Source organism: Streptomyces sp. NPDC048370 (assembly GCF_043200825.1).
Taxonomy (GTDB): Bacteria; Actinomycetota; Actinomycetes; order Streptomycetales; family Streptomycetaceae; genus Streptomyces.
The window spans coordinates 41,844-62,667 of the sequence record NZ_JBICYI010000009.1; the positions used below are offsets into that span (position 1 = coordinate 41,844).

Consider the following 20,824-nt stretch of genomic DNA (forward strand, 5'->3'; position numbering starts at 1 on the left):
GGACGGCACCCGTACGAGGCCGGCTCAGCCGTTGGCCAGTGCCTGCACCCGCGAGAGGTCGCCGTTGAAGCGGTTGTGGTCGCCGACCGTCGGTCCGGTCGAGGTGTACTGCCACATCGTGTAGTAGGGCCAGCCGGCCGGGAGCGTGCCGACCGTCGACGCGTACCGCGCGACCCAGAGCGGGTTGGTCGCGCCGAACCCCGCGTAGTTGCCGGTGCACTGCGTCCACCAGCTCGTCGCCGTGTAGATCACCGCGTCCCGGCCCGTCCGCGCCTTGTAGCGGTTCAGGAAGTCGCGGATCCACGCGACCATCCCGGACTGCGTCTTGCCGTAGCAGGTCGCCCCGTACGGGTTCCACTCGATGTCGAGGGCGCCCGGCAGCGTCCTGCCGTCCTTGGACCAGCCGCCTCCGTTGTTGACGAAGTAGTCGGCCTGGGCCGCGCCCGTCGTCGTGTCCGGGGTCGCGAAGTGGTACGCGCCGCGGATCATGCCCACGTTGTAGGAGCCGTTGTACTGCTGCGCGAAGTAGGGGTTCTTGTAGTACGTGCCTTCCGTCGCCTTGACGTAGGCCCACTTCACCCCGCTGTTCCACAGGGTCGACCAGGCCACGTTCCCCTGGTGGCTGGAGACGTCCACGCCCTCCGTCTGTGCGGCGCGGGGCGAGCCGGGCGTGCCGGCCTGTCCGTCGTGCGCGAGGACGCCCATCCCCATGTGGGCGGAGCCGCGCGGGGGAGCGGCCTCGGCGTCGGTGGCGGCGCCGGCCGGGCCGGCGAGGGTGAGGGGCAGGAGCAGGGCCAGGGCCGCGAACGCGGCGCCGGCGAGGGTCTTTCCGGATCTGTGCACGGGCATTGCGTGCCTCCGAAAGGCTCGGTGGGGGGAGCGGGTCGACGGTCCTGGTGTGGACATGTCACCGACGACGCTACGCACGTAGACCCGTCGGGCGGAAGAGGGCCCGGGTGCCGCCGTTGGTCTACGCCTACGAAATACTGAGAGAGCTGCGGCGATGGCCGCGGCCGAAAGAAACTTTCAGCGACCGGAAAGCGCGCGAGGGGTGCTGACGTGCACGGAAGCGGTACGGGGAGTGAAGGCCAACCGACCGGCGGGTCGACCGACGGGAGTGGTGTGGACCAGGAATTCCTGGCCCTGGAAAGGGAACTGGCGGTCTTTCTGCGCCGCGCCCGAGCCCAGTCCGGCGAGATGGCCCGCGAGGTCCACCCCGAGCTGGAATCCTCCGCGTACGGACTCTTCGTACGGCTCGACGACACCGGCCCGCAGCGCGCCACCGAACTCGCCGGCTACTTCGGCGTCGGCAAGGCGACCATGAGCCGCCAGCTGCGCACCCTGGAGGACCTCGGGCTCGTCGCCCGCGACCCCGACCCGGCCGACGGGCGCGCCTCGCTCGTCCGGCTGACGGAGGAGGGGCGGCTCCGCTTCCGGCGGGTACGGGACGCACGGCGCGGGCGGTACGTCCGCAAGCTCGCCGACTGGGACCGTACGGAGGTCGCCGAACTGGCCCGCCTGCTCCACCAGCTGAACGCGCGGGCGGAGAGCTGACGAGCTCCCGGGAGCCGCGCGGGCGGGACCTCAGAGGATCGCGTACACCGCCGTCGCGTCGTCGTGGACCTTCCAGCGGTGCGCGACGGCGCCCGACTCCTCCAGCGCCCGGACCCGCGCGAGCAGCCCGTGCGCGCCCTCCTTCCGGAGCACCCCGAAGCAGTCCGCCCAGTCGCCCTCGCGGAACAACTCCACCCAGCGCGACGCCCCGTCCGTGAGCGCCGCGAGCGCCCGGACCTCCGACCGGGGCGTCGTCCCGGTCACCGCCCGCCGCGCCACCTCCGGGTCGGCGGCCGCCGTGAAGAAGCCGCCCTCCTGGTTCCGCAGCCGGTCCGTCGCCGCGAGCGAGCGGCGGACCTCGTCCGGAATCCGGTCGAGGCGGTCGTCGAGGACCGCCGTCACCGACCCGTTCGGCGCCTCCAGGAGCAGCACCGAGTCGGACAGCACGAGGTGTTCGACGCGCGCCGCGTCCCAACGCGCCATGGCGACAGTCGCCTGCGGCGTACGTACGTGAGAAAGGTCACAGGTGTCCCGGTGGGCGTCCGCGGTGCGGCGGATGGACTCCGCCAGGATCGCGGCCAGCGTCATGTCACCTCGCGAAGCGGACAGTTCGGTCAGCGCGCCGCCGAGGCGGGCGGTGAACCAGGGCACGTCGTGCACACAACCGTCATCACCGGCCGGCGGCGTCACCCCGTCGAGCACCACGACCGTCCCACCCCCGCCGGACGCGGGTAGAGCCGTGGCCGCCCAGTCCTCGTCAGGGCGTTCGGGACTTCCGGGAAGGGTGACCACCTCGGTGCGCATGACCCCCAGTCTGCCCCCGTGGTGAGCGGAGGCCTCGGTGCCCCTTCACAGCCTCTCCAAACGGCCGAATATGGCCTGTACCAAGCCTTCGGGAGGCGCCCGAGAGGCGGAAGCGGAGCCTCCGGCGAGCTGCGGGCGGGCATCCTGCCAAAGCCCGCACGGAAGATCCAACCGGCGCTCCGTGCGGCCGCCCGGAAAGCCCAGCGTGGAGTTGTTCGCCAACTCAGGAGTGTTGTTCACTCGTTCGGGTGGCGGAGCGGCCGATGCGCGTCCCCTTCCCAGAAGCGCTGGAATGGTCGGAAGCCGTACCAGGGGTGGGGGCGCTCTATACACATGACCGGTCGTCACCTCTGCTTCATGGGCGGACGAGTCGAGAATGCGAGCACCGGTGCAGAAGAAGCGGCCTCGGAGCAACAACGGCACGCGGAGCCAGGCCCCCGGTGACCCGCTGAGCACGGGCGACGCCACGGGCCCCGGCGCCGTACCCGGGAGTGCCGTACCCGCCGCACCCGGCAGTGCCGCACCCGGGAGCGCCACGCCCACCGGCCCCGTACCCGCACCCGCGCGCACCGGCCGGCCCAAGCGCGTCCGCAACCGCCTCGTCGCCGGTGTCGCCCTCGTCGGCGTCACCGTCCTCGCCGCCGGCGCGCCCGCGATCCTCACCGCCTCCGGCGAACTGAACGACTCCCAGCGCCTGGTCACCCTCGCCGAGCTGGACCGGCAGGCCGTCACGCTCGCCCACTCCCTCGCCGACGAGCGCGACGAGGTCGTCGCGTACATCGCCGCCGGACGGGACGAGCAGCAGGCCGACGCCGACGACAAGCGGCAGGTCACCAGCACCCGTTCCACCCGCGTCGACCGCCAGATAGACGAGATCCGGCCCGCCGCCCCCGCCGAGCTGCGCCGCGACCTCGCGGGCCTGCCGTCCATCCGCCATACCGCGCTCACCGGCACGGGCACCGCCCTCGAAGCCCACAAGGCGTACACGGACGTCATCGCCAAGCTCCAGGTCCTGGCCGACGAGCTCGCCGAGCAGACCCCCGCCCGCGCCGCCGACGCCACCAGGGCCCCCGCCGCCCTCGGCCGCGCCGTCGAACAGGCCTCGGCCGCCCGAGGCCTGCTCCTCGCCGCCCTCGCCGTACCCCAGCCCCGGTCCAGCCGCGTCGAGTACGACCCCGTCACCGGCACCTACGTACCCGTCAAGGCGGAGGGCGCCGACGAGGCCGACCGCACCCGCGACGCCCTGACGGCCGCCGCCCAGCAGGCCCGGGTCCGCGAGCTGGCCGCCCTCGCCGACTTCGACCGGTCCGCCGCCACCACCGGGCGGAGCTCCCTCGCCGCCACGGTCACAGGACCCGACGTCAAGAACGCCGAGCGCCTGCTCGACCGCCTCACCGACCAGCCGCAGCTCACCAAGACCGAGCGGAAGACCGACCCCGAGCAGCTGGATGCCGCGCTCTCGGCGCGCATCGAGCAGATGCGCGGCGTCGAGTCCTCCCTCTCCGCCACCCGGGTGGAGCGCCTCGCCCAGCTCCGCGACGACGACGTCACCGCACTCGAAGTGCGCATCGCCTTCCTCGGCGGCTGCCTGCTGGTCGCCATCGGCATCTCCACCTTCGTCGCCCGCAGCCTCACCCGGCCCCTCGCCGTCGTGCGCATCGGCGCCGCGCGGCTCGCCGCCGCCCCGGAGCCCGACACCGAGGAGCCGGTCCGCTTCACGGGCCGCAACGACGAGTTCGCGCAGGTCGTACGGTCCCTCAACACCCTCCACGGCAAGCTGGCCGACCTCGGCCGGCGCACCGCGCGGCTCGACAGCGAGCGCGCCGACCTGCTCGGGGCCCGCGAGGCGTTCGGCGCGGAGCTGGCCGCCCAGCGCGCCGAACTCCAGGGCCACACCGCCCTCCTCACCGCCGAGCTCGAACGGCTCCGGCACAGCGTCCACCACACCTTCGTCAACCTCTCGCTGCGCAGCCTCGGGCTCGTGGAGCGGCAGCTCGGCGTCATCGAGAAGCTGGAGGAGCGCGAGCAGGACCCCGACCGGCTCGCCACCCTCTTCAAGCTCGACCACATGGCGACCGTCATGCGCCGCCACAGCGAGAACCTCCTCGTCCTCGCCGGTCACGAGCACGTCCACGGCCACCCCGGGCCCGTCCCGCTGGTGGACGTCCTGCGCGCCGCCGTCAGCGAGATCGAGCGGTACGAGCGGGTCACCCTGCAGTCCCTGCCGCCGCACGCCCAGATCGCCGGCTTCGCCGCGGACGACCTCAGCCACCTCATCGCCGAACTCCTGGAGAACGCGACCTCCTTCTCGCCGCCCGACGCGCAGGTCCAGCTCTCCGGCTGGCTCCTGGAGACCGGCGAGGTCATGCTCTCCGTCCAGGACGAGGGCATCGGCATGACCGAGTCCCGGCTCGCCGAGATCAACGCGCGGCTCGCCGAGGCCGACCCGGCCGACACCGAGGGAGAGGGGCTCGGCATCCGCGTCACCGCGCTGCTCGCCGCCCGCCACGGGGTCAGGGTGCAGCTGCGTGAGCAGAAGCAGGGCGGCATAGCGGCGGTCGTCGTCCTGCCGTCGACGCTGCTCCCGACGGCCCCGCCCACGGCGGGCCCGCCGGCCGTCCCGGTCGGGGGCGGAGCGCCCACCCTGAACCTCCCCGGCTCGGTCGCCGAGGCCAACTCCAACACCCTGCCGTCCCGCACCCGCGACCCCCTCGTGGAGGCGGCTGAGCGCGCCATCGAGGCGGCGGAGGCGGAGGAGGCCACGGCGGAGGAGCCCTCCGAGGCCCACGAGGCCTCGGAGCCCCGGGAGCCCCGGGAGCCCCGGGAGCCCCTGGAGACCCACGAGTCCCCGGTGGAACCCGAGCCCGAGCGCGAGCCGGAGCCCGAGACCCCCGAGCGCCAGGCCTCCGAGCCCGAGCCCGACCCCTCGGAAGCCACCGCCCCGGCGGCCGCCGCCGAGCCCTCCGTACCGTCCGTCGCCGAGACCACGCTCCAGGTCCGGCTGCCCGCACCGCCCCCCGAGCCCGACACGCACGAGCGCGCCCCGGAGGAGGCCGAGTCGCCTGCCGCCCCGCGCGTCACCGACAAGGGCCTTCCCAAGCGCACGCCGAAGGTCGTCCCGCAGGCCGGGTCCGTGCCCGCCCCGCGCGCCGGCGGCGTGGACCCGGAGGCCCTGCGCCGCAGGCTCGGCGGTTTCCACCGAGGGGCCGAGGAGGGCCGTAGGGACGTAGAGGCCGAGATCGAAGCACGTACCGAGGAGAAGACGGGGGACACAGTCGAGGAGGCACGCGGTTGACTGCGACCGGAACATCTGAGACCGGCACACCTGCGACCGGGACGTTCGGACTGAGCAGGGAGGCCCGCAACCTGCACTGGCTGCTGGGCAACCTCGTCGAGGAGGTGCCCGGGGTCCGCTCGGTCGCCGTCGTCTCCTCCGACGGACTGCTCCTGCTCTCGTCCGACCCGGCGACGCAGGAGGCCGCGCCCGTACCGGCGGACCGTCCGAGCGGGCCGCGGGGCTCCAGCGCCGACCTCGCCACGATCGTCTCGGGCATCGGCAGCCTCACCGTCGGCGCCGCCCGGCTGATGGACGGCGGCGGGGTCAAGCAGACGATGGTGGCCATGGAGGAGGGCAGCGTCTTCGTCATGTCCATCAGCGACGGCTCGCTGCTCGGCGTGCACGCGGAGCCGGACTGCGACATGAGCGTCGTCGCGTACCACATGGCCCTCTTCGTCGGCCGCGCCGGACACGTCCTCACCCCCGAACTCCGCAGCGAGCTGCGCAAATCGATGGAGGGCGCCCAGTGACCGCGACACACCGCCTGCCGGTACGAGGGGAGGGCCGCCGCCCCGCGCGCGTGCGCCCGTACTCGCTCACCGGCGGCCGCACCCGGTTCGGCCACATCCTGCTCGTCGAGACCTTCGTCGCGGCCCTCGAAGCGGCGCCCGGCAGGAAGGTCCTGACGGACGGCGGGCCCGCCCGCGGCCTGATGCCCGAGATGCGGGCCATCGTCGAGATCTGCCGCCGGATGCGTACCGTCGCGGAGATCTCGGCGCTCCTGAAGATGCCGTTGGGTGTCGTCCGGGTGCTGCTCAGCGACCTGGCCGACCAGGGAAAGATCCGTGTGTACGGGACCGGTCACGGCACCGGGCAGCCCGACCGCGCGCTCCTCGAAAGGGTGCTGAGTGGACTCCGCCGTCTCTGAAGCCGCGGCCCCGGCCCTCGCCGGAATCCCCGCCCAGCCGGAAGCCCAGCCCGAACCGCAGCCCGAACCGCACGACGCGGGCACGGAAGAGGGCGCGCAGGACTGGCAGCTCGACCACACCCGGGCCCCCATAGCCACCAAGGTCGTCGTCGCGGGCGGCTTCGGCGTCGGCAAGACGACCTTCGTCCGGGCCGTCTCGGAGATCACGCCGCTCCAGACCGAGGCCCTGATGACCCGGGCCAGCCAGGAGACGGACGACCTCTCCGCGACGCCCGACAAGCTGACGACGACCGTCGCGATGGACTTCGGCCGGATCACCCTGGACGACGACCTCGTCCTCTACGTCTTCGGCACCCCCGGCCAGCAGCGCTTCTGGTTCATGTGGGACGACCTGGTGCGCGGCGCGATCGGCGCGATCGTGCTCGCCGACACCCGCCGGCTGACCGACTGTTTCCCCGCCCTCGACTACTTCGAGAGCTGCGGGCTGCCGTACATCGTCGCCGTCAACCACTTCGAGGGCACCGAGCGGTTCGAGCCCGAGGACGTCCGTGACGCGCTCACCGTGTCGGCGGACGTACCCGTCGTGATCATGGACGCACGCAAGCGGTACAGCGTGGTGGAGACCCTGCTCGCGATGGTCGCGCACGCGCTCGAAGCCGCCCCCGAATAGCCGGATCGATCCGTAAGCCGCCGTAAGTCGTTAGGAACACCCGCCATGCGGAAGATACTCATCGTCGGAGCCGGCCAGTCCGGTCTCCAGCTCGCCCTCGGACTGCAGTCGCAGGGGTACGAAGTCACCCTGATGTCCAACCGCACGGCGGACGAGATCCGGTCCGGCCGGGTCATGTCCACCCAGTGCATGTTCGACACCGCGCTCCAGCACGAGCGGGACCTCGGCATCAACTTCTGGGAGTCCCAGGCCCCGCGGATCGAGGGCCTCGGCGTCTCCGTCGCGGGTCCGCTCGCGGTTGGAACAAACACAGCCCAGCGCGTGATCGACTGGGTCGGCAAGCTCGACGGGCACGCGCAGTCCGTCGACCAGCGCGTGAAGATGGCCGGCTGGATGGAGACCTTCGCCCAGCGCGGCGGCCAGCTCGTCATCCACGGCGCTGCCGTCTCCGACCTGGACTACTTCTCCCGTACGTACGACCTGGTGCTCGTCTCCGCGGGCAAGGGCGAGCTGGTCTCCATGTTCGGCCGCGACGCCGCCCGTTCCCCGTACGGCGAGCCGCAGCGCGCCCTGGCCGTCGCGTACGTCCACGGCCTCGGCCCCCGCCCTGAGCACCCCGAATTCGACGCGGTCCGCTGCAACCTGGTCCCGGGCGTCGGCGAGCTCTTCGTCATGCCGACCCTGACCACCTCCGGCCGCGCCGACATCCTCTTCTGGGAGGGCATACCCGGCGGCCCGCTCGACGTCTTCCAGGGCATCAAGGACCCGGCGGAGCACCTCTCGCTCACGCTGGAGCTGATGGAGAAGTTCACGCCCTGGGAGTACGCGCGGGCCACGAAGGTCGAACTGACCGACGCGGGCGGCACCCTGGCGGGCCGGTACGCCCCGACCGTCCGCAACCCGATCGGCCGCCTCCCCGGCGGAGGCCTGGCGCTCGGTGTCGCCGACGTCGTCGTCGCCAACGACCCGATCACCGGCCAGGGCTCGAACTCGGCCTCCAAGTGCGCGGCCGCCTACCTCGCCGCGATCGTCGAGCACGGCGACAAGCCCTTCGACGAGGACTGGATGCGGTCCACGTTCGACCGGTACTGGAACACGGCGCAGCACGTCACCAAGTGGACGAACGCGATGCTGGGCGTCCCGCCGGAGCACGTCCTGAACCTGATCGGCGCGGCCGGCCAGCTCCAGCCGGTCGCCGACCGCTTCGCGAACGGCTTCAACGACCCGGCCGACTTCGAGAACTTCTTCTACGAGCCGGAGAAGACCGAGGCCTACCTGGCGTCGGTCGCCGGGGCCTGACGGTCACGGGAGAGGGGGGGGGGGGGGGGGGGGGGGGGGGGGGGGGGGGGCGGGGGGGGCGCGCGCGGGGGGGGGGGGGCCCCCCCCCCCCCCCCCCCCCCCCCCCCCCCCCCCAGGGGTTTACCAGTCCACGGCCTTGATGCTGAAGGTCTGGTTGGGCTGGTAGGTGCACGACCACAGCCGCGCGGGGGCGCCCGGCTGCGTGCTCCAGTCGGCTATCTCCAGGCACTTGCCATAGACGTACGCGGAGTCCATGTACAGGCTGTACTGGCCGCGGAAGACCTGGTTGAGGCCCCAGTGGCAGTCCCACTGGTTGGCGGTCGCACCGTTGTTGCGCCCCCAGCCGCCGATCTCCAGGCACTTACCACTGTTCGCGTTCACGTAGTAGAACGCCCCGGTGTCATTCTGCTGGGAGTAGCGGTGCCACTTCTGGTTGTCGCCACCGGTACAGGGCCACTGACGGACGGCCGCGCCGTTCGCCTTGCTCCAGTCCGCCACCTCAAGACACTGGCCGGAGTGCTCCGCCTTGATCTCGACGGTGCCCAGGTAGACGATGGACGGCGCGGCCTGGGCCGGAATGGCCGAGACGCCGAAGACGAGGCCGAGGGACGCGGCGAGCACGAGCAGTCCGCGCCGGGCGCGGACGATCGGGTTGAACTTCATGGTCCTCTGCAATCAAGAAGGTCCCGGCCCGTGGCCGGAAATCATTGTCATGATCGCATAATTATCAGCATCAGTTGAGCTTTCCTCAACGACAGTTGATGCCGCGAATCGGAATACCTTCCTCCGTTCTGTCTGCTTCGGTGCGTCGTCGTCTCCGGGTGAAGGGTGCTCAGGCCCCGCCCTGATCGAACCCCTCGTCCGAGCCGTCCGTGGCCCCGGCAGGGAGCTCGGGCGGCGTGTACGACGGGAGAGCCGCCGCGCTCGGGTCGGGGCGGACGGCGCCGAGCAGTGGGTTGGCGGCGATCGGGGAGACCTTCACCTTGGCGCCCGGGCGGGGGGCCTGGACGACCAGGCCGTGGCCGAGATAGATCGCCACGTGGGTCGCCTCGGGGAAGTAGACCACCAGGTCACCGGGGCGCAGCTCGCGCAGCTCCACCCTCGGGAGGGTGCGCCACTGCTCCTGGCTGGTGCGCGGGATCTCCCGTCCGGCGCTCGCCCAGGCCTGGGAGGTCAGCCCCGAGCAGTCGTACGACTCGGGGCCCTCGGCGCCCCACACGTACGGCTTGCCGATCTGGCGTACCGCGTACGTCAGCGCGTCGCCGCCCTGCCGTGACGGGGTCCGGTCGCCGTCGAGGGCGCCGGTGTCGAGCAGCTCGCGCTGCGCGCCGGCGGTCTGGGTCCGCTCCAGTTCGGTCAGCTGGGCCAGCTGGTCGGGCGGGAGCGAGGCCAGCAGCTTCTGGACCTCCTGAAGCCGTTTCCGGACGTCGTCGCGTTGTTTCTTCTGCCGGTCGGCGAGGGTCTGCTTGCGGTCCAGGGCCTTGCGGGAGGCGCTCGCCAGCTGGTCGGCCTTCTTCTCGTCCGCCGTGAGCCGGGAGACGATGCCGGCCCGTTCGCGGGCCGCACGGTCCATCAGACGGCTCTGGTCCAGGGCCTGCTGGGGGTCGTCGGCGAGCAGCAGCCGCAGGTACGGGGAGAAGGCGGAGGTCGTGGCCCGCCCCTGGTACTGCTCCCGGGCGAGCCGCCCGGCCGCGTTCCGCCCCTGGGTGAGGCGCTCGCGGGCGCGGGTGAGGGCGTCGGTGACCTTCTTGGTGTCGGCGGTCTGCAGGCGCAGGGCCTCGTCGGTGGCGTTGAAGGCCTCGGTGGACTGCTCGGCCTGGCGGTAGAGGGTCTGGAGTCGGCCGAGGAGCGCGGCGATCGAGTTCCCGCCGGGGGGCGGGAGTTCGGCGGCGTCGTCGACGGGGGTGCCGTCGGCGGGGTCGAGCGGGCCGGGCGCCTCCGTGGGCCCTGGGGGATCGGCGGTCGCCGGTGTCTCCACCTGGGGGTCCACCGGGTCGTCCGCCGTCGCCGTCGGGACCCCCGCCAGTGCCGTCGACGCGGCGAGCACCCCCGTGCAGACCGTGCGCAGCAGCCTTCCTGACACGTCATCACCTCCACGGAGATGATGGCGGGAGCGCGCGGTCGGATGAGCTCACAAAGGGGCGAATCGGCCCAACGGCCTCACCCGTTCGGCTTGGTCCAGGGCCACTTCGGCCGGAACGGCTCGCGGCCCTCGGGAACGTACGCGTAGACCCAGCCGCGCTGGATGCCGAGCCGCTTGGTGTGCCCGGCCGGCTCGCGGCGGTAGGCGTGGACCGTCGGCGGGCCGCCGTCCGCGTCCGGTACGGGCACTTCGTACCACTTCGGTGGATGCCCCGTCGGTCCGAGCATGACGGACAGGACCTCGCCGTCCAGGGGCCCGCCTCGGAAGGGGGTGTTCTCGCTTCTCACGGGACCAGTCTCGTACACACCGGTCTCATAGGAGGTGCGCCGCCTCGCTCACGACGGGCGTCACCCGCCGCGCCAGCGTCCCCACCGGACCCGCCGGGGTCTCCTGCGCGAGGAGCCGCGTGACGACCGACGCCGTCTCCTCGTCGGTCGCGGCCGTGGCCGCGAGCAGCGCGATCAGGTGGTCGACCAGCCAGTCCCGCAGCTCCGCCGCCGACGGCTGCTTCTCCTCGTCGAGCCAGATCAGGGAGGCCGCCTCCACCGCCGCGATCCAGGTGCGGACCATCATCCGCAGCCGGGGGCCCGGCTCGTCCACCCCCAGGTGGACCTGGATCTGCTCCGCCGCCGCCCGCCGGACCTCGTCGACGATGGCGCTCGTCCGGGAGGTCTCGGCGACGCTGCCGCCCCGCAGGAGGGCGCTGAAACCGGCGTCGTGCTCGTCCACGAAGGCCAGGTACCGGTCGAGGACCCGGCCGAGCCGCTCGGTCGGCGGCCCGACCGGCGGCTCGGCGAAGCAGCGCTCCAGCGCGTCGGCGGAGGAGCGCAGGGCCGCCTCGTACAGCTGCTGCTTGCCGCCGGGGAAGTAGCGGTAGACCAGCGGCCGCGAGACGCCCGCCGCCTCGGCGACGTCGTCGAGGGAGACCTCGTCGGGCGCCCGGTGCGCGAAGAGCGTCAGGGCGGCGGCGAGGAGCTGCACGCGACGCTCCTCGACGCTGAGCCGGCGGTACGCGGGCGTGGCGGCGGCACTGGTCATGCCTCGCAGGGTAGCTCCGCCCGGTGACACCGAGGTGAGCGGTCTCAGGCCAACAGCCCGGAGGACTTCCAGAGCCGCCGCCCAGGACCCCGGAGCACGCCGATGTCGTCGAGGAAGTCCGTCAGCCGCCTGGCGCCGGACTGCATGACCTCCCGGCGGTGGCCGCTGGCCCTGACCTGGGCGACCGCCTGGCGGCGGTCGAGGCCCACGTTCTCGTACACCCGCGGGTTGACGAAGCAGGTGGAGAAGACCCGGGCGGCCTCGCCGCAGCTGATGCGGGTGAACTCCTGCTCCCAGCGGGGCGCGGTCACCATCTGCCGCCGCAGCTCCTCGCGGGCGTAGCGGACGTGCCGCGCCTCCTCGACGACATGGATGCGGGTGACGCCGCGTACGAGCGTCTGGACCCGCTCGTCCGGGAAGGTCAGCCGCTGCATCCAGTCGAGGATCTCCTCGCCGAGGAGGGTGGCGGCGAAGGAGCCGGGGGTGGTGGAGACGGTCTTCAGGACGCGGGCCAGGTTGTGGTAGATCCGGGGCACGGGGTAGGCGGGCGCGCCGCCCTTCTGGATCATGCGGGCGAACATCATCGAGTGCCGGCACTCGTCGGCGATCTCGGTGAGGGCGTACCGCACGTGGTCGCTGGTGAGGGACTTGTCGTAGATGTGCCGGACGAGCAGCTGCATCAGGATGATCTCGAACCAGATGCCGAGCGAGGCGAGCGAGGCGGCCTCGTGCCGGGCGAGGTCCATCCGCTGCTCCTCGGACATCCGCCGCCACATCGGGGTGTCGTAGAGGGAGACCAGCTCCGGCGGCCAGAACCACTTGCCGTCCTCCAGAGGCGCGGCCCAGTCGAGTTCGGTCTCGGGGTCGAAGGAGTGCTTGAGGGAGGACTCGAGGAGGCGCGCGGCGACCTGTTCGCGGTCGCGGAGCGGGCCGAGGGCGTCCCGGAGGAGGGTGAAGTCGTGCTCGGTCCCAGTGGTCATGACGGAGAGACACCTCGCTGTGCACGCAGTCGGGTTACCTGGAGTCGCCTCTTATGAGACTGCCCGTCAGTAACCCCGTCAATCCCTTGCGCACGACTTGTTGACCCGATGTCTACCAAGGTGTCAGCCTGCCCGGAGGACCACGTCCGGCGAGCAGTCGAGTCGAGAGCAAGGAGTCGTCAGTGTCGACGCACGACCTCTACACGAAAGCCCCGGGAGACCCCATCTGGCAGGTCCCCGCGACCGGTTCGGCCCGCTTCAGCTGGGAGTACGACCACGGCCGTGAACGCCTCCTCGCCCTCTACCAGAAGGGCAAGGACAAGCAGTGGGACGGCTCCAAGCGCATCGACTGGGAGCTGGAGGTCGACCCGTACGACCCGCTCGGCACCCCGGACGACGTCCTGACCCTCTACGGCACACGCCACTGGGCGAAGATGACGGAGAAGGACAAGGGCGAGCTGCGCAGGCACTACGCCTCCTGGCAGTTCAGCCAGTTCCTCCACGGCGAGCAGGGCGCGATGGTCTGCGCCGCGCGGATCGTCGAGTCCGCCCCCGACCTCGACGCCAAGTTCTACTCCGCGACGCAGACGATGGACGAGGCCCGGCACGCGGAGGTCTACGGCCGCTTCCTGCACGAGAAGATCGGGATGCTCTACCCGATCAACGACAACCTCCAGGACCTCCTCGGCGACACCCTGCGCGACTCCCGCTGGGACATGCCGTACCTCGGCATGCAGGTCCTGATCGAGGGCCTGGCGCTCGCCGCCTTCGGCATGATCCGCGACACCACCGACAAGCCCCTGCCGAAGCAGATCCTCGCGTACGTGATGCAGGACGAGGCCCGGCACGTCGCCTTCGGCCGGATGGCGCTGCGCGACTACTACAAGCAGCTGTCCGACGCCGAACTGCGCGAGCGCGAGGAGTTCGTGATCGAGGGCTGCTACCTGATGCGGGACCGGCTGCGCGGGGTGGAGGTCCTGGAGAACTTCGGCATCGGGAGGAAGGAGGCGGAGGAGTACAGCGAACAGAGCGAGTTCCTGCACCTCTTCCGCAAGCTGCTCTTCAGCCGGATCGTCCCGTGCGTGAAGGACATCGGCCTCTGGGGCGAACGCCTCCAGAAGGCCTACCTGGACATGGGCGTCTTCGACCTCGGCGACTCGAACCTGGACCTGCTGATGACCCAGGACGAGGAGGTCGCGGAGGCGCTGGACCGCGAGCGGTTCGCCGTCGAGGAGCGGGAGCGGGTGGCGGAGGTGGCCGAGGCGATCGAACAGGGTGGGACGGAGGGGTAGGCGGAGGGATTCGGCGCGGCGGTTCGTGGGGGATTCGTCGGGGCGGAGGGGCGGGGCCGAGGGGGAGGCCCGGGATTCCCGTGTTCACACCGGTGACGTACCGTGCCCGCCATGAGCATGCCGCCACCGCCGAACCAGCCGCCGCACAACCCCTACGGCGCTCCCGTGCCGCCCCCGCAGCAGCCGGGGCCCTACGGGCCGCCGCAGGGCGGGCCCCAGCCCGGCCCCTACGGCCCGCCGCCGCAGGGCTACCCGCAGCAGCCCGGCGTCCCCCAGCAGTACCCGGGGCCCGGCGGCGTCGGCGGCTGGGGGCAGCCGCCCATGGGGCCGCCGCCGAAGAAGAAGCGGACCGGGCTGATCGTCGGGATCGTCGTCGGCGCCCTGGCCGTCGTCGCGGGCCTCGGCTACGCCGGCAAGCTCGTCCTCGACGGGGCCGGTGTCACCGGCGAGTTCCCGGAGGCGACGCACAAGCTCGTCGTGCCCAAGACGCTGCTCGACGGCAGCTTCACGCTGACCAACGACGCCTCCAAGACCGAGGGCAAGGAGGTCGAGGACACCTACGACCCCACGGTCAAGGACGTCAAGGCGGCCATCGCGCAGTACACCGGCAAGGACAGCGCCGTCCTCGTCGTCTCCGGCTTCCACGGCCGGCTCAAGGACCCGGCGGGTACCCGCGCGTCCATCCTCTCCGGCGCGGCGAAGGACAAGGGCACCACGCTCGCCGTCCCGCCGAAGGACTTCAAGCCGGCCGGTCACGACGTGACCATCAGCTGCCAGGTCACCACCACGAAGGACGCCACCGGGACCGCGACCCTCCCCATGTGCGCCTGGGGCGACGGCAACACGGCCTCCTTCGTCGCCGTCGTCACCACCGAGTCGGCCACCGCCGACCCGCAGGACGTCGACCTCGCCGAACTCGCCGAGACCACCGCCAAGGTCCGCGCGGAGATGCGGAAGCCGATCAGCCAGGGGTGATCGGTCGGGGCCCGGTCGGCCGGGGACTCGGGACCGTCGGCCCCGGCGCGCGCCGGGGCCGGGCCACGCGGCGCCCGGCCCCTTCGGGCCCGGTCTTCTCGGGCAGCGGTGGTGGGGCGGTGAACCCCCGTCAGTCGGCCTTCCGGGGCCGTAGCGCCTCCTCCATCACGGCCCGGGCGATCGGCGCCGCGCTGCCGCCGCCGCTGATCTCCGTACGCCTGGCCTCGGCGTCCTCGACGACGACCGCGACCGCCACCGCGGGCTGGGCCGTGTCCGCCGCCTGCGCCCAGGCGATGAACCAGGCGTACGGAGTGCCCGCGTTGCCCAGGCCGTGCTGGGCCGTGCCCGTCTTGCCGCCGACCGTCGCCCCCGGGATCGCCGCGTTGGTGCCCGTGCCCTCCTCGACCGCCCGGACCATCAGCCGCTGCAGCTGGGTCGCGGTCGAGGGGCGCATCGCCTGCCGGTAGCTGCGCCTGCCGGTCGTGTCGACCGTCGTGCCGCCCGCCGTCGTCGTCCGCTCGACCAGGTACGGGTGCGCGATCTCCCCGTTGTTGGCGACCGCCGCCGCCACCAGCGCCATCTGCAGCGGGGTGGCCGTCGTGTCGAACTGGCCGATCGACGACAGCGCCAGCTGGTCGTCGCTCATCGCGCGGTCGAAGTTGGACCTGGCGACCCAGGACGGGATCGTCAGGCCGGGGTCGTTGAAGCCGAACTTCTCGACCGCTTCCACCATTCCCGAGAGCCCCACCTCCACCCCGAGCCCCGCCATCACCGTGTTGCACGACCACTGGAGCGCGTACGCGAGGGACGCGTTCCCGCACCCGGTGGCCGCGTTCGGCAGTACCTGCCGGGTCCCCGGCAGGACGAACGGGTCGGGGGTGTCCGTCGGCGCCTCGACGTCCGTCACCACGCCCGCGTCGAGCGCGGCGGCCGCCGTCACGATCTTGAACGTGGAGCCCGGCGGATACGTCTGCCGGATCGCCCGGTTCAGCATCGGCTGGTTCGGCGAGGTGTTGAGCCGCGCCCAGGCCCCCTCGACCGCGGGCCCCGTCCCGGAGAGCAGCGCCGGATCGAACGAGGGGGAGGAGACGAGCGCCAGGACCCGCCCGCTCGACGGCTCGACCGCCGCGACCGCGCCCCGCTTCCCGCCGAGCCCCCGGTACGCGGCCTCCTGCATCGACGCCCGGATCGTCGTCACCACGTCGCCGCCCGCGAGCCGCCCCCGGCTGAGGTCGTTCCAGAACGGGAACGGCGCCAGCATCGGATCCGTACCCGCCAGGACACCGTCCTCGGCGTGCTCCACGAACGTCGTGCCGTACGTCTGCGAGGCGAAGCCGGTCACCGGCGCGTACAACGGGCCCTGCTTGTACGTCCGTTCGTAGCGCAGCTGCTGCCCGCTGTCCCGCGAGCCGGTCACCGGCCGCCCGTCGACCACGATCTCGCCGCGCGGCTCGCCCCAACGGGTGATCGCCACCCGCCGGTTGGCCGGGTTCTCGTCCAGCGACTCGGCCTGGAAGACCATCACCCGCGCCGCGTTGACGAGCAGCGCCACGAGCAGGACCAGGCAGAGGGCCGCCGCGCGCCGGATGTACGGGATCACCGGGCGTCCTCCACGATCGGCGCGATGACCCCGGTCTCGACGAGCTCGGGGCGGGGTGCGCGGGCGGAGTCGCTGACCCGGATCAGCAGCGCCACGATGATCCAGTTGGTGACGACGGACGAACCGCCCTGCGCGAGGAACGGCATCGCCATGCCGGTCAGCGGGATCAGGCCCATCACCCCGCCGGCGATCACGAAGACCTGCAGGGCCAGGATCGAGGCGAGGCCGATCGCGAGCAGCCGCCCGAAGGGGTCCCGCAGGGCGAGCCCGGCCCGGTACCCGCGCGCGACGAGCAGCGCGTAGAGCAGGAACAGGGCGGTGAGGCCGACAAGGCCCAGCTCCTCGCCCGCCGTCGCGAGGATGAAGTCGGACTTGGCGGCGAAGCCGATCAGGATCGAGTGCCCGAGGCCGAGGCCCGTGCCGAGCATCCCGCCCGCCGCGAAGGCGAACAGGGACTGCGCGAGCTGGCTCGGCCCGTCGCCCGCCTCGATGGAGGCGTAAGGATTGAGCCAGTCCTCGACGCGGCTGTGCACGTGCGGTTCGATCGAGCCGACCGCGAACGCCCCGACGCCCGCCAGGAGCAGCCCGACCGCGATCCAGCCGGTCCGGCCCGTGGCCACGTACAGCATGATCACGAAGAGGCCGAAGAAGAGCAGCGAGGTGCCGAGGTCCCGCTCCAGGACCAGCACGCCCACGCTCAGCAGCCAGATCGCCGCGATCGGCCCGAGCACCCGGCCGGTGGGCAGCTGGAGCCGCCAGATCCTGCGGCCGGTGTACGCGAGGGCGTTGCGGTTGGCCGCCAGGTACGCGGCGAAGAAGACGGCGAGCAGGATCTTGGCGAACTCGCCCGGCTGGAAGGAGAGTCCGCCGATCCGGATCCAGATCTTCGCCCCGTTGACCGCGGGGAAGAAGATCGGCACGACCATCAGGAGCAGCGCGGTGGCCATCGAGAGGTACGCGTACCGCTGCAGCGTCCGGTGGTCGCGCAGCAGCACCACGACCGCGGCGAAGAGCGCCACCCCGAGCGCCGACCAGACCAGCTGCGTGAAGGCCGCCTGGTCCTTCGGCGTCTCCAGGTCGAGCCGGTAGATCAGTACCAGGCCGAGGCCGTTGAGCAGGACCGCGATCGGCAGCAGCAGCGGATCGGCGTACGGCGCCCGGAACCGTACGGCGAGATGGGCGAGGAGCGCGAGCCCGCCGAGACCGGCCCCGTAGCGGAGGGCGTCCGGGGGTACCGCGCCGCTCCGGGCCAGGCCGACGTCGGCGTAGCCCATGACGGAGATGAGGACGGCGCAGACGAGGAGGGAGAGTTCCACGCCGCGGCGCTTCGGGATGCGTAGCCCGGGCGGGGGAGCGTCCGCCGTCGTTGCGGTCATGGTCCGCAACGTAGCAAGCGATATGGCTTATATCCCTTATGTGTGACGGTGTGCCGTCACGGCTCCGGATCCTCGTCCGGATCGGCCAACCGCACGTACTCCGGCAGCGTGAGACGCGCCTCGGCGCCGCCGTCCGGGGCGTCCGCGAAGACGAGGCGCGCGCCGATCACTTCGGCCTGGCCGACCGCGATCGTGAGCCCGAGCCCGTGCCCCTTGCCGCCGTTCTCGGTACGGAACCGCTGCGGCCCGGACGCGAGCAGGTACTCCGGGTATCCCGGGCCGTGGTCCCGCACCGTGACGACCGCGCCGTCCACGGTCAGGACGACCGGCGGGGCCCCGTGCCGGTGCGCGTTGGCGACGAGGTTGCCGAGGACCCGTTCCAGGCGCCGCCGGTCCGTCTCGACCGTGGCGTCGCGACCGACCCGCACCTCCGTCTCGGTGCCCGAGGCCCGCACCACCCGCCGCGCGATCGCGCCGAGGTCGTGCACCGCCAGGTCCACGGTCTCGTTGCGGGCGTCGAGCCGGGAGATCTCCAGGAGGTCCTCCGTCAGCGAGCGCATCGCCTTCACCCGGTCCCGGACCAGCTCCGACGGCCGTCCCTCCGGCAGGAGTTCGGCCGCAGCCGACAGACCGGTCAGCGGGGTGCGCAGTTCGTGCGCCACGTCCGCCGTGAAGCGCTGCTCGGTCTGCAGCTTGCGCTGGAGCGAGGAGGCCATCGTGTCGAGCGCCCCGGAGACCGTGGCCACCTCGTCCTGCGGGCGCGCCGGGTCCTTCGTGCGGGGGTCGTCCACGCGGGCGTCGAGGTCGCCGGCGCTGATCCGCCGGGCCACCTGGGCGGTCAGGTGCAGCCGCCGGGTGATCCGGGTGACCGCGAACGCGCCCACGAGCAGCGTCGCCCCGATCGCGAGGACCGAGGAGCCGAGGATCGACCGGTCGAGACCGTCGATGATCTCCGTACCGGTGGAGTAGTCAACCCGTACGGCGAGGGCGCGGCCGTCGGCCGGTCCCGCGGCCCACATCGTCGGCCGGCCCTGGTACTCCTCGACCACCGTGCCGCGCTCGCCGCGCAGGGCCAGCGCCCGCAGCTCCTCGGGCAGCCCCTCGGGGTCGATCCCGGCGGCCCGGGGGAGCGGGTCGCCCGCCTCGTACGCGCGGGAGGCGCCGGCGAGCCGGGTCAGCGCCCGCTCACGGAAGTCGTCGACGGTCTGCCCCGCCACGGACACATGGACGAGGACGCCGAGCAGCGCCGCCAGGGCGCAGCACATGACGGTGATGAAGACCGCGGACTTCCAGGTGAGCGTCGCGGTCCAGGCCGGCAGGCGGGGCCGGCGCGGCCGCCCGCGTCGCGCCGTCACGAGGGCTCCACGAGCGGGTCGTCGGAGCCGGAGGCGGAGGCCGGGGGAGTGGGCGCGTGCTCGGGCTCGGGCGAGGAGCCCGGCGGGGGCGGGGAAGGCGAGGGCTCGACGAGCCGGGGCTCGGGCGCCGGCGAGGCGGACGGCGCCGAGGGCTTCACGCGGACGATCTCGTCCCGGGTCGGCAGCATCGCGCGCTGCTGTTCGTCCCAGGACCAGGCCGTGCGGTACTCGTACCCCGGGATGCCGGCGGAGGCGGCCCGCACGATCAGGTCGCGGCCCGCGAGCTCCACGCGGATCACCTGGTCGACGGTGGCCATGATCCGGGTGAGCCCCTGGTTCTCCGCGGTGTACACCCGCACGCCCACCTGTTGGTCGGGCATCCGGATGCCGACGATCAGCTCGTCCCGGCCGTTGCCGGTCAGATCCCGGTAGTACGCCTCCATCACCGGGCACTTCGCGGGCTCCTGGGTGCACCGGGCGATCTGCCGGGCCGTCTCCTCGTACATGCCGTCCGCGCCGGAGTACGTGTCCGGGTGGGCGGCCACCTCGGCCTTGACCACGGCGACGGCGTCGACCCGGCGGACGTCGTTGTCCGGGACCTTGATCCCGGGGACGGACTGGGTGTCGGTCTCGCCGTAGTCGAGCGGCGGCGCGGTCGCGGGCGGAAGCCCGGGCCAGAGGCGGACGGGGCCGATTGCGGTGGGCGTGGCCCCGGCGCTCTTCAGCTCCCCTTCGGTGCCGCAGCCGGACAGCACGAACGGCGCCGCCACGGCCAGGGCCACGGCGGCGACGAACGGCAGTCCGCGCGGTCTCACTCGGCTCCTCGGGTCCTACGCTCCCCGCGACCTGCTACTTCACGAGGTCGGCGAAGAGGATGATGTTGTCGGTGCGGTGACCGTCCTCGATCGGTCCGCCGCAGGTGATCAGCCGCAGCTCGGGACGGTCGGTCTTCCCGTAGACCTTATTCGTAGGGAAGTCCTTTTTGTCGACCTGCTGTATCTCGCGGACCTCGAAGGTCGCGGTCGAGCCGTCCGCCCGGCCGACCTCGATCAGGTCCCCGGTCCGCACCTTCGCCACATCGCGGAGGAGCGCCGGGCCCTCGGCCGTGTCGTAGTGCGCGACCAGGACGGCGGGCCCATTCTCCCCCGGGGTCACACCGCCCGTGTACCAGCCCGCCCGCCCCGCCTGATCCACCGAGGGCACCTGGAGGCCGCCCTCGGCGTCGAGGCCGAGCCGCAGGACCGGGGAGGTGTCCACGCCCGCCGTCGGGACGACCAGGCGCGTCGGCTCCGACGCCGCCATCGGCGGGGCCTCGTGGCGCGCCGGGGCCGCGGAGACGTTCCGTACGGAGACGTCGGGGGCGAGGGCCCCCGGGGCGGCGCCCGCGCCGGTCGAGCAGGCGAGGAGGCCGCCGCCGAGGGCGAGCGCGAGCGCGGAGCCGACGAGCAGCCGCCGACGGGGCGGGCGGGTGGCGGTACTCGTGGGCGAGGCGGGCGGCGCGGACGGCACGAGTGGCGCGGACGGCATGGACGG

At 72.6% G+C, this 20,824-nt stretch carries 20 protein-coding genes; 8 read left to right on the forward strand and 12 right to left on the reverse strand.

Features of this window, described 5'->3' with window-relative positions:
* Positions 1–24: 24 nt before the first annotated feature.
* Positions 25–849, reverse strand: a complete 825-nt coding sequence (locus ACGFYP_RS20400; protein ID WP_393495199.1) for a lysozyme — start codon at positions 847–849, stop codon at positions 25–27.
* 210 nt (positions 850–1,059) lie between these two features.
* Here ACGFYP_RS20400 and ACGFYP_RS20405 point away from each other — a divergent pair, with 210 nt between their 5' ends.
* Positions 1,060–1,554, forward strand: coding sequence for a MarR family transcriptional regulator (locus ACGFYP_RS20405; RefSeq protein WP_361970163.1), 495 nt, complete (start codon positions 1,060–1,062; stop codon positions 1,552–1,554).
* 30 nt (positions 1,555–1,584) lie between these two features.
* Here the strand turns inward: ACGFYP_RS20405 and ACGFYP_RS20410 are convergent, their stop codons facing one another.
* Entirely contained in the window at positions 1,585–2,358 is a 774-nt protein-coding gene (locus tag ACGFYP_RS20410; protein ID WP_393495204.1) for a hypothetical protein, read from the reverse strand.
* A 376-nt stretch (positions 2,359–2,734) separates the two neighbouring features.
* Between ACGFYP_RS20410 and ACGFYP_RS20415 the strand changes: the two genes are divergently transcribed.
* The 5 genes from ACGFYP_RS20415 to ACGFYP_RS20435 are packed head-to-tail and all read left to right on the forward strand — an operon-like array spanning position 2,735 to position 8,532.
* Positions 2,735–5,653, forward strand: a complete 2,919-nt coding sequence (locus ACGFYP_RS20415) for a nitrate- and nitrite sensing domain-containing protein (RefSeq protein ID WP_393495207.1) — start codon at positions 2,735–2,737, stop codon at positions 5,651–5,653.
* Complete coding sequence (locus ACGFYP_RS20420) at positions 5,650–6,165, forward strand: roadblock/LC7 domain-containing protein (protein ID WP_361970171.1); 516 nt, start codon at positions 5,650–5,652, stop codon at positions 6,163–6,165. Before ACGFYP_RS20415 ends, ACGFYP_RS20420 begins: the two co-directional genes overlap by 4 nt.
* Entirely contained in the window at positions 6,162–6,563 is a 402-nt protein-coding gene (locus ACGFYP_RS20425) for a DUF742 domain-containing protein (RefSeq protein ID WP_361970174.1), read from the forward strand. Before ACGFYP_RS20420 ends, ACGFYP_RS20425 begins: the two co-directional genes overlap by 4 nt.
* Positions 6,544–7,233, forward strand: a complete 690-nt coding sequence (locus ACGFYP_RS20430) for an ATP/GTP-binding protein (RefSeq protein WP_393495212.1) — start codon at positions 6,544–6,546, stop codon at positions 7,231–7,233. Before ACGFYP_RS20425 ends, ACGFYP_RS20430 begins: the two co-directional genes overlap by 20 nt.
* A gap of 45 nt (positions 7,234–7,278) precedes the next feature.
* Positions 7,279–8,532 carry a styrene monooxygenase/indole monooxygenase family protein gene (locus tag ACGFYP_RS20435; protein ID WP_393495215.1) on the forward strand — a complete coding sequence of 418 codons (1,254 nt, stop codon included), beginning with the start codon at positions 7,279–7,281 and terminating at the stop codon, positions 8,530–8,532.
* Between the two features lie 120 nt (positions 8,533–8,652).
* Here the strand turns inward: ACGFYP_RS20435 and ACGFYP_RS20440 are convergent, their stop codons facing one another.
* The 5 genes from ACGFYP_RS20440 to ACGFYP_RS20460 form a co-directional block, all read right to left on the reverse strand.
* On the reverse strand, positions 8,653–9,195 hold the full coding sequence (locus tag ACGFYP_RS20440) for an RICIN domain-containing protein (RefSeq protein ID WP_393495218.1): 543 nt from the start codon (positions 9,193–9,195) through the stop codon (positions 8,653–8,655).
* A gap of 169 nt (positions 9,196–9,364) precedes the next feature.
* Positions 9,365–10,615 carry an NlpC/P60 family protein gene (locus ACGFYP_RS20445; RefSeq protein ID WP_393495221.1) on the reverse strand — a complete coding sequence of 417 codons (1,251 nt, stop codon included), beginning with the start codon at positions 10,613–10,615 and terminating at the stop codon, positions 9,365–9,367.
* A gap of 77 nt (positions 10,616–10,692) precedes the next feature.
* Complete coding sequence (locus ACGFYP_RS20450) at positions 10,693–10,962, reverse strand: hypothetical protein (RefSeq protein WP_361970189.1); 270 nt, start codon at positions 10,960–10,962, stop codon at positions 10,693–10,695.
* A 25-nt stretch (positions 10,963–10,987) separates the two neighbouring features.
* Positions 10,988–11,713, reverse strand: a complete 726-nt coding sequence (locus ACGFYP_RS20455) for a TetR/AcrR family transcriptional regulator (RefSeq protein WP_393495224.1) — start codon at positions 11,711–11,713, stop codon at positions 10,988–10,990.
* 44 nt (positions 11,714–11,757) lie between these two features.
* Positions 11,758–12,693: a diiron oxygenase gene (locus tag ACGFYP_RS20460; RefSeq protein WP_393495228.1), complete on the reverse strand. Its 936-nt coding sequence runs from the start codon at positions 12,691–12,693 to the stop codon at positions 11,758–11,760.
* A gap of 182 nt (positions 12,694–12,875) precedes the next feature.
* Here ACGFYP_RS20460 and ACGFYP_RS20465 point away from each other — a divergent pair, with 182 nt between their 5' ends.
* Complete coding sequence (locus ACGFYP_RS20465) at positions 12,876–13,985, forward strand: ferritin-like domain-containing protein (protein WP_393495231.1); 1,110 nt, start codon at positions 12,876–12,878, stop codon at positions 13,983–13,985.
* A gap of 111 nt (positions 13,986–14,096) precedes the next feature.
* Positions 14,097–14,960 (forward strand): hypothetical protein, encoded by an 864-nt coding sequence (locus ACGFYP_RS20470; RefSeq protein ID WP_393495234.1) that lies wholly within the window; start codon positions 14,097–14,099, stop codon positions 14,958–14,960.
* A gap of 130 nt (positions 14,961–15,090) precedes the next feature.
* On the opposite strand, the gene ACGFYP_RS20475 is transcribed toward ACGFYP_RS20470, so the two are convergent.
* From ACGFYP_RS20475 to ACGFYP_RS20495, 5 genes are read right to left on the reverse strand one after another with little or no spacing between them, the layout of a single operon-like run.
* Positions 15,091–16,560, reverse strand: coding sequence for a penicillin-binding transpeptidase domain-containing protein (locus ACGFYP_RS20475; RefSeq protein WP_393495237.1), 1,470 nt, complete (start codon positions 16,558–16,560; stop codon positions 15,091–15,093).
* Positions 16,557–17,936 carry an FtsW/RodA/SpoVE family cell cycle protein gene (locus ACGFYP_RS20480; protein ID WP_393495240.1) on the reverse strand — a complete coding sequence of 460 codons (1,380 nt, stop codon included), beginning with the start codon at positions 17,934–17,936 and terminating at the stop codon, positions 16,557–16,559. The genes ACGFYP_RS20475 and ACGFYP_RS20480 overlap by 4 nt, the downstream gene beginning before the upstream one ends.
* A gap of 56 nt (positions 17,937–17,992) precedes the next feature.
* Positions 17,993–19,291, reverse strand: coding sequence for an ATP-binding protein (locus tag ACGFYP_RS20485; protein WP_393495243.1), 1,299 nt, complete (start codon positions 19,289–19,291; stop codon positions 17,993–17,995).
* A complete protein-coding gene (locus tag ACGFYP_RS20490; RefSeq protein ID WP_393495246.1) occupies positions 19,288–20,106 on the reverse strand; it encodes a hypothetical protein in 819 nt (272 codons plus the stop codon). The genes ACGFYP_RS20485 and ACGFYP_RS20490 overlap by 4 nt, the downstream gene beginning before the upstream one ends.
* A 34-nt stretch (positions 20,107–20,140) precedes the next feature.
* Positions 20,141–20,818 carry a class F sortase gene (locus ACGFYP_RS20495; RefSeq protein WP_393495249.1) on the reverse strand — a complete coding sequence of 226 codons (678 nt, stop codon included), beginning with the start codon at positions 20,816–20,818 and terminating at the stop codon, positions 20,141–20,143.
* Between the last annotated feature and the right edge of the window lie 6 nt (positions 20,819–20,824).

Excerpts from the sequence above, each read along its gene's own strand:
- ACGFYP_RS20400 (WP_393495199.1), bottom strand. The coding sequence starts at position 849 with ATGCCCGTGCACAGATCCGGAAAGACCCTCGCCGGCGCCGCGTTCGCG.
- ACGFYP_RS20410 (WP_393495204.1), bottom strand. The coding sequence starts at position 2,358 with ATGCGCACCGAGGTGGTCACCCTTCCCGGAAGTCCCGAACGCCCTGAC.
- ACGFYP_RS20415 (WP_393495207.1), top strand. The coding sequence starts at position 2,735 with ATGCGAGCACCGGTGCAGAAGAAGCGGCCTCGGAGCAACAACGGCACG.
- ACGFYP_RS20435 (WP_393495215.1), top strand. The coding sequence starts at position 7,279 with ATGCGGAAGATACTCATCGTCGGAGCCGGCCAGTCCGGTCTCCAGCTC.
- ACGFYP_RS20440 (WP_393495218.1), bottom strand. The coding sequence starts at position 9,195 with ATGAAGTTCAACCCGATCGTCCGCGCCCGGCGCGGACTGCTCGTGCTC.
- ACGFYP_RS20455 (WP_393495224.1), bottom strand. The coding sequence starts at position 11,713 with ATGACCAGTGCCGCCGCCACGCCCGCGTACCGCCGGCTCAGCGTCGAG.
- ACGFYP_RS20460 (WP_393495228.1), bottom strand. The coding sequence starts at position 12,693 with ATGACCACTGGGACCGAGCACGACTTCACCCTCCTCCGGGACGCCCTC.
- ACGFYP_RS20470 (WP_393495234.1), top strand. The coding sequence starts at position 14,097 with ATGAGCATGCCGCCACCGCCGAACCAGCCGCCGCACAACCCCTACGGC.
- ACGFYP_RS20480 (WP_393495240.1), bottom strand. The coding sequence starts at position 17,936 with ATGACCGCAACGACGGCGGACGCTCCCCCGCCCGGGCTACGCATCCCG.
- ACGFYP_RS20495 (WP_393495249.1), bottom strand. The coding sequence starts at position 20,818 with ATGCCGTCCGCGCCACTCGTGCCGTCCGCGCCGCCCGCCTCGCCCACG.